Genomic DNA, 13898 nt, shown 5'->3' on the forward strand with positions numbered 1-13898 from the left:
GGCTTTTTTCTAAAGTTTCTTTATTTATCTTGAAAGTGCGATAGATATTTTTGCATTTCATCAGGTGGCACCATGCCGCCCCCAGTAGCCCATATTACATGAGTTACCTGCTGAAACTGCTCAGCTGTAAACTGGTGTAAAGCCAAGTAATCAGGACTCGTCTGTACGTAATACGGTCCCATCATGCCTGCTACCGCAGAAGGCTCAAGCTGAATATTCTCAGTTTGATTTAAAAGCGCAATAAGCTCATATAAACGTTCATCGTGAATGGTGTAGTAGCCATCGATTAATTGTTGCATAGCACGCCCGACAAAACCTGAAGCACGCCCTACCGCAAGTCCGTCTGCCGCAGTAACGTTATCAATGCCAATGTCATTAACTGAAATCTGATCATGCAAACCTGTGTGGACACCAAGTAACATACACGGCGAATGTGTTGGTTCTGCAAAGATACAGTGTACATGCTCACCAAAAGCCAGTTTTAGTCCAAAACTCACCCCACCAGGCCCACCACCGACGCCACACGGCAAATAAACAAATAATGGGTGTTCAGCATCGACTTTAATTTGTTTTTGCTCAAATTGCTGTTTTAAGCGTATTCCTGCAACGGCATAACCTAAAAATAATGTTGTTGAGTTTTCATCATCAATGAAAAAGCAGTGTGGATCTTGCTCTGCGGCTTTTCGTCCCTCTTCAACAGCTACGCCGTAATCACTAGCATATTCTACAACGTTAACGCCGAGTGAACGTAGTTTGTCTTTTTTCCACTGTCTAGCATCAGCCGACATATGAACAGTGACTCTAAAGCCGAGTTTGGCGCTCATAATGCCAATAGAAAGCCCAAGGTTGCCTGTAGAACCTACTGCAATTTGATACTTAGAAAAGAATGCCCTAAATGAATCTTGATCTAATTTACTATAATCATCTTCTGGTTTGAGTAACCCTGCCTGCATGGCAAGTTTTTCAGCATGTGTGAGCACTTCATAAATGCCACCACGTGCTTTGATAGAGCCTGAAATAGGTAGATGACTATCCTTTTTCAGCCAGAATCTTCCATTAAGCTGTACTTGTTTTGCTGAAGAAAGTGCTTGTTGCATATGAGCAATTTCAACAATATCTGATTCAATTTTTCCCTGTTGTGCTTGAGTTTCAGGAAATACTTTTGCCAAATAAGGTGCGAAACGCGCTAGTCTTGCTTCTGCTTCACTTACATCCTTAGCGGTTAGTCCAACTTTTTCTAAAGCTTCTTTTAAAGGATAGCGATGAGGTGTAAACCAAAATGTTTCTTGATAGGCTTGAAGTGTTTCAATAAGTGGAAATTGTTGTTTTAGCTGATCTATTTGAACCGCATTCATAATATATCCTGATATAAAATTTTAAGCCCAATCTATAAAGCTGTTTGATGGCCTATAACAACCTATTAATTTATAGATGAATGTATATGAAAAATAGTCTCAACTTTAAAAACTAAACAAATAAAAAAGCCACTGTGAACAGTGGCTTTAATTTTTTAAATGCTTTTATACAAACTGTAAGAATAACCAGTACAAACCACCTGACAAGCAGATTGTTGCAGGAAGAGTAAATACCCATGCAGAGAGAATTGTCTTCACAGTATTAAAGTTTAAACCTGATTTATTCGCGACCATCGTACCCGCAACAGCACTGTTTAAAACGTGTGTTGTTGAAACTGGCATACCTAAACCATCAGCAGCTGCAATTGTACTCATTGCAACAAGCTCAGCAGACATCCCTTGACCATAAGTCATGTGATGCTTACCAATACGCTCACCTACAGTCACAACGATACGTTTCCAACCCACCATTGTGCCTAGACCAAGTGCTAAAGCAACAGCCACTTTTACCCAAGTCGGAATGTATTGTAAGAATGAATCTAAGCTACTACGGTATTCTTTCACAAGCTTTTTCTGTGAGTCATCCATTTTTGGTAAAGCATCTGCTTTATCCAAACGCTTAAACGTCGTGGTGCTTAAATACATGTCATTACGAATTTCGCTAATTGCAGCTTCAGGAATATCTTTTAAGTTGCTATAGCTAGAAACTCGCTCACCCAAGTGATCAGTCATACTTGCCAATGCAGGCACAACTTCCGGAGTTTGCTGTTTAGTTTGAATATATTTAGTCAGAATAACACGTGCTTTTTCATCGGTTAATTCTGGCTGATTTTGATTCAAAAATACGGCAGTTTGAGAAGAAAGCTGATGGAATGATTGAACTTGCTGAGTATCAAGATTTTTATTTAATGAATAAGCCAACGGCACCAGACCAACCAAAATCAGCATGATGAGTCCCATACCCTTTTGACCGTCATTAGAACCATGTGCAAAACTCACACCTGTACAGGTAAAGATCAAAATTGCACGAATGATTGCTGGTGGTGGTTTATTCCCTTCAGGTGGCTGGAATAATTCTAATTGGCGTTTAAAAATAGTTTTAACCAACAAGAATACAATCGCTGCAAAAGCGAAACCAATTAAAGGTGAAAATAATAATGCCTTACCGACTTTAATCACCTGATCCATATCAACGCCACTGGTCGTCACGCCAGTCGATGCACTCAATAGATGGTTCATAATGCCCACACCCAAGATTGAACCAATCAAGGTATGTGAGCTAGATGCAGGAATACCTAAGAACCAAGTACCCAAGTTCCAGAGAATCGCAGCAATAAGAAGCGCAAAAACCATTGCGAAACCTGCACCGCTACCCATATTCATGATCAATTCAACAGGTAACAATGCAATAATGCCGTAAGCGACTGCGCCGCTTGCAACCATTACCCCAAGGAAATTACAAAAACCAGCCCACATGACTGCAACCGGTGCTGGTAAAGCATTGGTGTAAATCACTGTTGCCACTGCATTTGCAGTATCGTGGAAGCCATTTACAAACTCAAAGCCTAAAGCAATCAAGAGTGCAGTTGATAAAAGAATAACTGAATAAAGACTCAAAGGTGGTACATGCGCTAAATCCGCACTCACCTGAAATCCAATATAAATAAGTGTTGCAACAATAATCGTCAGAAACACCGGCATAAAAAATTTAGGTGTCGGGACATGTACATTCGTCGATTTGACTTGCAGGTTTGCCGCAAGTTTTGAATCCGAAACAGGGGGTAGATTAGAATTCATGCAGACGGTAAGAGGATAAAAAAATCCTCTGTATTCTTAAATTAAATTATGACAATTATATGACAAAGCGGCGCCTGATGAAGTCAATTTTTCACATTTTGACCTCATTTGATGCACCTTTCCTCTATGATTTTTATTTTTTTATTTAAATACAATAATTTACATAAATCCCCACCCATCTATTTTATGACTATTTTTGAAGCAAGAATATCTAAAAAATTACCTGAACGACTACTTTTTAAACACCGAAACTGTCATAAAACCGAATATTGGAGATAAAATATTTCAATATCATGATCATTTTATGAATATTTGATGAAAAAACAGTCTTCATTTGTCATAAAAGCCGTTTTTTAATGAATCTATTACAGTGAATGATGGGTCGTTATAGGTCATCAATTGCGCAACTATTCTGTTACAATAGCGCCGCATTTTTAAATTCATATAAAAGATCGGGGTTTTCTATGTCTACGCTTGCCACCCTAAAAGCGCTTCTTGCTAAACGCATTCTGATTATTGATGGTGCAATGGGAACTATGATCCAGCGCCATAAATTGGAAGAAGCTGACTACCGTGGTGAGCGTTTTGCCGATTGGGCACATGACTTAAAAGGTAACAATGACCTTCTAGTTCTGACACAACCTCAAATCATTCAAGGTATTCATGAAGCTTATCTTGATGCTGGTGCAGACATTATTGAAACCAACAGCTTTAACGGCACACGTGTTTCTATGTCGGATTACCACATGGAAGATCTTGTTCCAGAGATTAACCGTGAAGCAGCACGTTTGGCCAAAGCAGCGTGTGAGAAGTATTCGACTCCAGATAAACCGCGTTTTGTTGCAGGCGTGCTTGGGCCAACATCACGTACTTGTTCAATTTCACCTAATGTAAATGACCCTGCCTTTCGTAACATTACCTTTGATGAGCTAAAAGAAAACTATATTGAAGCGACTCATGCGTTGATTGAAGGCGGTGCAGATATCATTTTGATTGAAACCGTATTTGACACATTAAACTGTAAAGCTGCGATTTTTGCGGTAAAAGAAGTCTTTAAACAGATTGGTCGCGAATTACCAATTATGATTTCAGGGACCATTACCGATGCATCGGGTCGTACCTTAACAGGTCAAACTGCCGAAGCGTTCTGGAACTCTGTACGTCATGGTGACTTGCTATCGATTGGTTTTAACTGTGCGCTTGGTGCAGATGCCATGCGTCCTCACGTAAAAACCATTTCCGATGTCGCAGATACCTTTGTTTCAGCGCACCCAAATGCGGGCTTACCAAACGCTTTTGGTGAATATGATGAAACGCCAGAGCAAACTGCAGCATTCTTAAAAGAATTTGCAGAAAGTGGCTTAATTAATATTACTGGTGGTTGCTGTGGTACAACACCAGACCATATCCGTGCGATTGCCAATGCGGTAAAAGACATTGCCCCTCGTCAAGTTCCTGAAACTGTACCTGCATGCCGTTTGAGTGGTTTAGAACCATTTAATATTTATGATGACTCATTGTTCGTTAACGTGGGTGAACGTACTAACGTTACAGGTTCGAAAAAATTCTTACGCTTAATCCGTGAAGAAAACTTTGCTGAAGCTTTAGAAGTTGCACAGCAACAAGTGGAAGCTGGCGCACAGATTATCGACATTAACATGGATGAAGGGATGCTCGATTCGCAAAATGCGATGGTGCATTTCTTAAACCTTGTGGCTTCTGAACCAGATATTTCACGTGTGCCAATCATGATTGACTCATCAAAATGGGAAATCATTGAAGCTGGCTTAAAATGCGTACAAGGTAAACCCGTTGTTAACTCGATTTCTTTAAAAGAAGGTTATGACGAGTTTGTAGAAAAAGCTCGCCTGTGCCGTCAATATGGTGCTGCGATTATTGTCATGGCATTTGATGAAAAAGGTCAGGCCGACACTGCTGAACGTAAACGTGAAATCTGTAAACGTTCTTATGATGTTTTGGTTAATGATGTCGGCTTCCCTGCTGAAGATATTATTTTTGACCCAAACGTATTTGCAGTAGCAACAGGTATTGAAGAACACAACAATTATGGCGTCGATTTCATTGAGGCCACAGGTTGGATTAAACAAAACTTACCGCACGCTATGATTTCTGGTGGTGTGTCGAATGTTTCGTTCTCGTTCCGTGGTAACGAGCCTGTTCGTGAAGCCATTCACTCTGTGTTCTTGTACCATGCCATCAAGCAAGGCATGACCATGGGTATTGTGAATGCTGGCCAAATGGCAATTTATGATGATATTCCAGCCGAGCTAAAAGAAGCTGTTGAAGATGTCATCTTAAACCAAAACCAAGGTGAGTCTGGTCAGGCGGCGACTGAAAAATTGCTTGAAGTGGCTGAAAAATACCGTGGCCAAGGCGGTGCTACAAAAGAAGCCGAGAACCTTGAATGGCGTAATGAATCTGTAGAAAAACGTCTTGAATATGCGTTAGTCAAAGGTATTACCACTTACATTGATGAAGATACCGAAGAAGCTCGCCTCAAAGCCAAACGTCCTTTAGATGTAATCGAAGGCGCTTTGATGGACGGTATGAACGTGGTTGGTGACTTGTTCGGTTCGGGCAAAATGTTCTTACCACAAGTTGTGAAATCTGCACGTGTTATGAAGCAAGCTGTGGCTTGGCTCAACCCGTACATTGAAGCTGAAAAAACAGGTAGCCAATCTAAAGGTAAAGTCCTGATGGCAACTGTTAAGGGCGACGTACACGATATTGGTAAAAATATTGTAGGTGTAGTACTCGGCTGTAATGGTTATGACATTGTTGATCTTGGCGTGATGGTCCCTTGCGAGAAAATCTTACAAACTGCAATTGATGAAAAATGTGACATCATCGGCTTGTCAGGTCTGATTACTCCATCTTTAGATGAGATGGTATTTGTTGCGAAAGAAATGCAGCGCAAAGGCTTTAACATTCCTTTATTAATTGGTGGTGCGACTACTTCTAAAGCACACACTGCAGTAAAAATTGATCCTCAGTACCAAAACGATGCTGTGATTTATGTTGCCGATGCTTCACGTGCGGTGGGTGTTGCAACCACTCTCCTTTCGAAAGAAATGCGTGGAAACTTTATTGCAGAGCACCGTGCTGAATATGCCAAGATTCGCGAGCGCTTAGCCAACAAACAGCCAAAAGCTGCAAAATTGACCTATGCTGAGTCAGTTGAAAACGGTTTTAAAATTGACGAAAGCTATGTACCACCAAAACCAAATCTTTTAGGAACACAAGTTCTCACTAACTACCCTCTTGCAACCATTGTAGAGTATTTTGACTGGACACCATTCTTCATTTCTTGGAGCTTGGCAGGTAAATTCCCGAAAATTTTAGAAGATGAAGTGGTCGGCGAAGCTGCAACAGATTTGTATAACCAAGCTCAAGCGATGTTGAAAGATATTATCGACAACAATCGTTTTGATGCTCGTGCCGTATTCGGTATGTTCCCTGCACAGCGCACTGATGCAGACACAGTGAGCGTATTTGATGAAGCTGGTCAAAATGTTACGCATACTTTTGAGCACTTACGTCAGCAATCTGACAAAGTGACAGGTAAACCAAACTTGTCTTTGGCAGATTATATTCGTACTGACCGTGAACAACAGGACTACTTAGGCGGATTCACTGTATCGATTTTTGGTGCAGAAGAACTGGCAAATGAATACAAAGCTAAAGGTGATGACTACTCTGCAATTTTAGTTCAGTCATTGGCAGACCGTTTTGCTGAAGCTTTTGCCGAACACTTACATGAACGCATTCGTAAAGAGTTCTGGGGCTATAAAGCGGATGAACAGCTTAGCAATGAAGAACTGATTAAAGAGAAATATGTCGGTATTCGCCCTGCACCGGGTTACCCTGCTTGCCCAGAGCACTCTGAAAAAGCGGTGTTGTTCGACTGGTTAGGTTCTACCGACAAAATCGGTACTAAACTGACTGAACACTTTGCAATGATGCCACCATCTTCGGTGAGTGGTTTCTATTATTCTCATCCACAAAGTGAATACTTTAACGTGGGTAAAATCTCACAAGACCAACTTGAAGATTATGCAAAACGTAAAGGTTGGACACTGGATGAAGCGAAGCGTTGGTTAGCGCCGAATTTAGATGATTCGATTGTTTAAAATCAAAATAAATCCATTCATTCCCGCTTGTTCGGGAATGAATGGATTTATTTAACTTAATTGAACTCTTACTTTATGTTTATCTCATATCGACATGAAGTATGCGACTAACCCTGCTAGGTTTTTTAAAAATTAAAACTTTCTGAGGTATAATTTCAATATAATTATTTTTTATATTCTTGGCAGATACAAATCTACCAACATTCTCAGAATTCCCATCTGGAGCCGTATAAAAAAATTTAATATAAGACTGGTTTGTATTTAATAATCGTTTAAACCGTTTGGCGGCATCTATAGTACGTATATAAAATAGTCCATCTTTATCTTCTACTTCCCAATAATCATTCAATAACAAGCTCCCATAACTTGCAGCCTCCGAATGATTTAATACAATATCCGCAGACCACACACATCTTGTAATTTCAACATACTCTGAACAACCTCTAAAATTAAAATTAAGTTTAGAAAATAATCCAAGATTATATAGGAGTGATAATGATTTTTTATAAAAAATCATTCCTTGATGACGTTTATTTTTATTAAAAAATACAACACCTTCTGGAGTTTTGGTGACAGCACTAAATACGTAAATTGCGTCTGGCTTAGTATATGGAGAATATAAGCATGATGCCAATAAAAAACTTAATAATAAAATGCATATATTTTTAATTAAACTCAATAGACCGCCCTCATTTAATATAATTATAAAAATAAAAGTTTATACCATAAAAAATTTTCATTTAATAATAGAATATATATAAAACAATCCTATATACTCCAATCAACCCTATAAATATTTAATATTTTGAAAATTCTATTTGTATTTAACAAACAAATATACATTAAATAAAAATAAAATTCACCTCAATTCTGTTAAAATTAAAATTTTAAATATTCTTAGCTACCTATTATATTTTATTATTGAATTTAAACAAAAAATCCCCCAACTTTTAATATTAGGAGATTTTAAATAATCTATTTTGGATTCTATCCTAAACAGAAATTAATCTACTTCAAATGTGACTTAATCTTCTCTTTAACTGCTTCAGTTGAAATACCATATCGATCATGCAAAGTGGGTAATGCGCCTGCATCTAAAAATGCATCTGGCAAACCAATCATGTCAAAACGAGGATGTTGCCCATTTCTTAGAAGTAGTGAGCCGACAGCTTCACCTAAACCACCAATCACTGAATGATTTTCGGCAGTTAAAACAGAACGGCCACCTTTTGCGACTTCGGCCAAAATAGTTTGTTCATCTAAAGGCTTAATGGTAGGCACATGCAGCACAGAAACCTCAATGCCCTCTTTTTCAAGCTCTTCGGCTGCCTCAAGCGCACGCATAGTCAATAGACCAGTGGAAATAATGAGTAAATCTTTACCCGGTTTAATCACCTGTGCCTTACCCAATTTAAACTGGTAGTTGTATTTATCGAGCACTAACGGAACCTGACCGCGTAATAAACGCATATATACCGGACCATTATGCGCGGCAATCTGAGGAATCGCCTGTTCTATTTCCAAGGCATCACATGGATCGATAACCATCAAGTTCGGCATAGCGCGGAAAATCGCAATATCATCTGTCGCTTGATGACTTGGGCCATAACCCGTGGTTAACCCCGGAAGTGCTGCTACAATTTTGACATTCAGGTTATCTTCCGCAATTGCCATACAAATAAAATCGTAGGCACGGCGTGATGCAAATACGGCATAAGTTGTTGCAAAAGGAACAAACCCTTCACGAGCAAGTCCTGCTGCTGCACTCATCAAAAGTTGTTCTGCCATACCCATTTGGAAAAACTTGTCTGGGTTTTCTTTAGCAAAAATATGTAGATCAGTGTATTTAGATAAATCTGCTGATAACCCCACAATATCGTCACGCTCTTTTGCTAAGGCATTCAGTGCATGTCCAAATGGTGCTGGTTTGGTCGGTTGGCCCTCGGCAGCAATAGAAGCAATCATTGCCGAAGTGGTTAGTTTTTTCTTAGGAGGATTAGCTAACTGGCTCATGGTGTATTCCTTACTGTCCGTAATGGGTCAAAATATTTAAAGCATCGTCCCATTCATGTTCATCAACACGAATGAAGTGTGTTTTTTCGCGGCTTTCCAAGAACGACACGCCTTTACCCATTTTGGTGTCACAAATAATGACACGTGGGCATGCTCCCTCATGGTTTCGTGCTTGTTCGAATGCTTCAAGCAAAGCTTCCATGTTGTTGCCATCCACACGTTGGGTGTACCAACCAAATGACTGCCAACGATCAACAATTGGCTCAAATGCTAAAATTTCACTGGAGTGCCCATCTGCCTGCTGATTATTCACATCAATAATGGCAATTAAGTTATCTAGTTTCCAATGCGAAGCAGACATCACGGCTTCCCATGTTGAGCCCTCATTTAGCTCTCCATCAGAAAGTAAGTTATATACAAAAGCATCCGACTTTTTCTGTTTCAGCCCTAAACAAGCACCGACTGCAATTCCAAGACCATGCCCCAATGAACCACCTGTAATTTCCATACCCGGTGTGTAAGAAGCCATGCCCGACATTGGTAACCGACTGTCATCGGCTCCGTAGGTTTCAAGTTCTTCAAGCGGAATAATTTTTGCTTCAATTAAGGCTGCATAGAGTGCAATTGCATAGTGCCCAATAGACAGATAAAAACGGTCACGGCCTTCCCATTCAGGGTTCTCTGGCTGATATTTCATGGCATGAAAATAAGACACGGCGAGCAAATCTGCTGCCCCTAAGGCTTGCCCAACATAACCTTGCCCCTGTACTTGCCCCATACGTAAAGCATGTTGGCGAATGTGGTAGGCACGTTGTTGCAACTCGGCAATTTGGCCTGCTTTATCAACATTTAACATTGTCATTTACTATTCCTTATTAACGATTGACCAGTTTTGCCGGAACACGCAGAACCAGACTGGCACCGAAAATTAATACTGCTGTGATTAAGAACATGCCGATTGCATTTGAACCTGTGTTGGTAGTGACCCAACCGATCAAATAAGGTGAGCAAAATCCTGCAAGATTGGCGAAGCTATTCACTGCTGCAATACCTGCCGCTGCGGAAACACCACCCAAAAAGTTGGTCGGTAACATCCAGAATAAAGAGGATGCCGTCAGCACACCTGAGGCTGCGATGCAAAGGCAAATTAAAGAGAGCGTTAGATTTGAAGCGAATAAAGTCGCAAATGTGAGTGCTATAGCGCCTGCACACATCGGAATAATTAAGTGCCAGCGGCGTTCTTGGAAATGGTCACCACTACGCCCTGCCAAAATCATGACCACAATGGCACACATATAAGGCAGGCTTGTGAGCAAACCTATATGCCAGTTATCATTAATGCCCGAGTTACGAATGAGAGTTGGTAGCCAAAATGTAATGGCGTATTGCCCCATCACGACACAAAAGTAGATACCTGCCAGTAGCCATAACCGTTTATCTGCGATGAACTCTTTGACGCTAGCATGACCTTCTTTGTGCTGGTTGTCTTGAGCAAGCTCTTGCTTCACCAAGTTTTTTTCGTCTTGGGTTAACCAGTTAGCGTCTTGAACTGAATCTTTTAAAACAGCAAGTACTAGCAAGCCGACAACCACTGTGGGAATGGCTTCAATTACAAACATCCACTGCCAGCCAAACCAGCCATGTACGCCGCTCATTCGGTCCATGATTAAGCCTGAAAGTGGCCCACCAATCATTCCCGAAATTGGAATCGCGATAAACCAAAGTACGGTCATGCGCGCACGGCGGTAAGATGGGAACCAGTAAGTGAGGTAGAGCAACAAACCCGGAGCTAGCCCAGCTTCAGCAACACCAAGCAAAAAACGTAAGGTGTAAAATTGCCATTCGGTTTGAACAAAAGCAAAACAGCCTGACAAAATTCCCCATGTAATCATGATTCGGGCAATCCAACGTCTCGCACCTACCTTGTGAAGTACAATGTTACTTGGCACCTCACAGAGAAAATAACCAATAAAGAAAATCCCTGCGCCTAGTCCATATACAGCTTCACTAAACTGTAAATCGCTCATCATTTGGAGTTTGGCAAAACCCACATTTACCCGATCTAAATAGGCACAAAAATAACAAAGCATTAAAAATGGCATGAGCCGAAATGCAATTTTTCGATACGCCGATTTACGAACCGTTGTATCTACTTCAGATGAAAATACTGTATCCATCATGCGAATCCCTTTACATTTGGCCACAGTATCCTCTTGTGACCATCATTCTATTTTTAGTTTTTAAATGACAAGCATTAATGAATCAGCATGCCACCATTTACATCGAGTGTGACACCAGTTAAGTAAGCTGATAGATCACTTGCCAAAAATAGTGCTGCATTTGCAACATCTTGTGCTTTACCTAAACGGCCCAGCGGAATACCAGCCAGAATGTCGTGACGACGGTCATCATTCATTAAACCGCCAGTAATATCAGTCTGGATTAGGCCCGGAGTAAGAGAATTTACACGAATCTGGTCACCACCAAACTCACGAGCCATCGCTTTTGCTAGACCTAACACTCCTGCTTTAGCAGCGCTATAGTGTGGCCCGCCAAAAATACCGCCACCACGTTGTGCTGAAACTGAAGATAGACAGACAATACTTCCACCACCGTTTGCTTTCATAGATGGAATAACCGCTTGCGACATAATCAGTGTTCCGCGCAGGCTGACATCTAAAACACGGTCATAGTCATTGCGTTGAATATCAAGTGTTTTGATAGGCTGAGTAATGCCCGCATTGTTAATTAAAATATCAATCTTTCCATAGTGCTGTAGCGCTTGTTCAACAGCAGCTTTGACCTGCTCTTCATTTGCAACATTGGCAGCAAGACCCATATGTCCTTCGCCAAGCGCCTTTGCAGCGTTTTGGCTTTGAGCAAGATCTAAATCAACAATAATGACTTTGGCACCCTGTTGTGCAAAGATTTCTGCGGTTGCTCGCCCAATTCCACGTTCTGATGCTGCACCGGTAATTAATGCCACTTTTCCTTGTAGTAACATATTCAATCCTCTTTTACGCTTTATTTCCTGAGTTCTGACTTAGAATCTCTTTTTTCACAAAGCCCAGCAATCATCTCGAATTCAACAAGACATGAAAAAAATTCATGCCTATGCTATTTTCAAATAAGTTTTAGGGCTAAAAACGGATCATTTCATGGATAGTAGTGAAAACAATTTCAACCAGATGCCCTCAATTAAAACCTTACAGGCTTTTGAACAAACCGCCCGTTTCGGCAATGTTGCCAAGGCAGCCGAGCATTTGAATCTCACTCCTTCGGCAGTGAGTCACCAAATTGCTAAGCTTGAAGAAATGATTGGGCAGAGTTTATTTATTCGTGGTGCGCGTGGTGTGACGCTGACCCCTTCTGGCGAACGCTATTTTCAAGATGTCACCACCATTTTGCATAACCTCATGTTAGCGACTGAAAAAGCTGCCGATAAAAGCCCTAAAGACAGTTTATATATTCATTCATCCCCAAGTTTCGGTTTGCTTTGGTTGCTCCCTCGCCTCGAGTCATTTAAAGAAAAGTTCCCCATGATTCAGGTCAACTTGTCATGTTCTTATGAAAATTTGCACTTTACTCGCGACAAGATCGACATTGATATTCGTCATGGTTTGCCCAACTGGACAGGGGTAGAAATCAGAACGATTCGTAATGAAAAGCTTGAAGTGCTTGCGTCCCCTAAGCTGCTGGAACGTAGTCCGGTTTATAAACCTCAAGATTTATTAAAGAAAGAACTGATTTTATCGCGCTCGACCTTAGTCACTTGGCCCCAATGGTTTGCCCATCAGGGTTTAAGCATTCCTGAGTTTCCCTACACTTTGAGTTTTGACCGCTCTTATATGTCACTTGAGGCAGCCACACACGGGTTAGGTTTTGTTTTAGAAAGTAATTTACTTACTCAAAATTACTTAGAATCTAGAAAATTAGTTAGAGTTTTTGCAGATGAACTATCGATTCCTATCTCTGCTCATCATTTGGTGTATCCACGAACGCATCAATTTATTCCTAAAATTGAGCTGTTTTTAAACTGGATTTATGATGAGTTGGCTGATTGAAAAGTCATTTCTTAAATGATTTGAATTTCTTCAACTCGTAAGTGATGCATCATCTCTCGAACAAATACAAAGTAGGTAAAAACATAAAGCTGATTTGGAGCCATTTGATTTGTGTAGTAGCTCAAACGCTCAATAAAACTATTAAATCCATGCTCAAGCTCAATACGGCTGATTTGCTTTTTAGCACTAAAAAATAACTCACTGAGTTGTGCCATGGCGGTGTCAGCCGTAACCGCTACACCACTTATATTCAGATTTCTGAGGGGCCTTGACTCGATGATTTCTTCAATAAAATAAATCATCTTTTCGATAGCGAGTTCATCAACAACCCCATGGCCGATACTTTTTGAACCAACAAAACCTAAGCCCTGCTCAAGGTGAATGTGTTGGCTGTCTACATCAAACGAGAGACTATTTAGACCAAGTGAAAATTTTAAAACCGAGTCGGAATGAGTCATAAAAATAACTTACCGTTGAATTTTGCTCATAAGATTAGCTTCTTTATAAGCATAAATTGA

Annotated in this window: 10 protein-coding genes; 2 read left to right on the forward strand and 8 right to left on the reverse strand. The window is 40.5% G+C overall.

All coding sequences use genetic code 11. The annotated features are described in order from the left end of the window. Positions 1–20: 20 nt before the first annotated feature. The gene (locus B806_RS0113440) at positions 21–1355 is read right to left on the reverse strand and encodes a D-serine ammonia-lyase (RefSeq protein WP_017403153.1); all 1335 of its coding nucleotides are present in this window, start codon (positions 1353–1355) and stop codon (positions 21–23) included. A 165-nt stretch (positions 1356–1520) separates the two neighbouring features. After that, on the reverse strand, positions 1521–3152 hold the full coding sequence (locus B806_RS0113445) for an inorganic phosphate transporter (protein ID WP_005070664.1): 1632 nt from the start codon (positions 3150–3152) through the stop codon (positions 1521–1523). A gap of 464 nt (positions 3153–3616) precedes the next feature. On the opposite strand from B806_RS0113445, the gene metH reads away from it, so the two are divergent. Next, on the forward strand, positions 3617–7303 hold the full coding sequence (gene metH, locus B806_RS0113450; protein WP_017387129.1) for a methionine synthase: 3687 nt from the start codon (positions 3617–3619) through the stop codon (positions 7301–7303). A 79-nt stretch (positions 7304–7382) separates the two neighbouring features. Here metH and B806_RS0113455 read toward each other — a convergent pair whose 3' ends face one another. The 5 genes from B806_RS0113455 to B806_RS0113475 all read right to left on the reverse strand — a co-directional run bounded on the left by B806_RS0113455 (position 7383) and on the right by B806_RS0113475 (position 12320). Continuing rightward, positions 7383–7982: a hypothetical protein gene (locus B806_RS0113455; RefSeq protein WP_017387128.1), complete on the reverse strand. Its 600-nt coding sequence runs from the start codon at positions 7980–7982 to the stop codon at positions 7383–7385. Between the two features lie 329 nt (positions 7983–8311). Further along, a complete protein-coding gene (locus tag B806_RS0113460; protein WP_017387127.1) occupies positions 8312–9316 on the reverse strand; it encodes a transketolase C-terminal domain-containing protein in 1005 nt (334 codons plus the stop codon). A 10-nt stretch (positions 9317–9326) separates the two neighbouring features. Next, entirely contained in the window at positions 9327–10172 is an 846-nt protein-coding gene (locus B806_RS0113465) for a transketolase (RefSeq protein ID WP_079381098.1), read from the reverse strand. Between the two features lie 19 nt (positions 10173–10191). Beyond that, entirely contained in the window at positions 10192–11493 is a 1302-nt protein-coding gene (locus B806_RS0113470) for an MFS transporter (protein WP_017387125.1), read from the reverse strand. A 77-nt stretch (positions 11494–11570) separates the two neighbouring features. After that, positions 11571–12320: an SDR family NAD(P)-dependent oxidoreductase gene (locus B806_RS0113475; protein ID WP_000926503.1), complete on the reverse strand. Its 750-nt coding sequence runs from the start codon at positions 12318–12320 to the stop codon at positions 11571–11573. A gap of 184 nt (positions 12321–12504) precedes the next feature. On the opposite strand from B806_RS0113475, the gene B806_RS0113480 reads away from it, so the two are divergent. Next, a complete protein-coding gene (locus tag B806_RS0113480; protein ID WP_079381097.1) occupies positions 12505–13380 on the forward strand; it encodes a LysR substrate-binding domain-containing protein in 876 nt (291 codons plus the stop codon). Between the two features lie 11 nt (positions 13381–13391). Here the strand turns inward: B806_RS0113480 and B806_RS0113485 are convergent, their stop codons facing one another. Beyond that, complete coding sequence (locus tag B806_RS0113485) at positions 13392–13838, reverse strand: hypothetical protein (RefSeq protein WP_017387123.1); 447 nt, start codon at positions 13836–13838, stop codon at positions 13392–13394. Positions 13839–13898 lie beyond the last annotated feature (60 nt).

Source organism: Acinetobacter sp. TG2027, assembly GCF_000302435.1.
Classification (GTDB): Bacteria; Pseudomonadota; Gammaproteobacteria; order Pseudomonadales; family Moraxellaceae; genus Acinetobacter; species Acinetobacter pittii.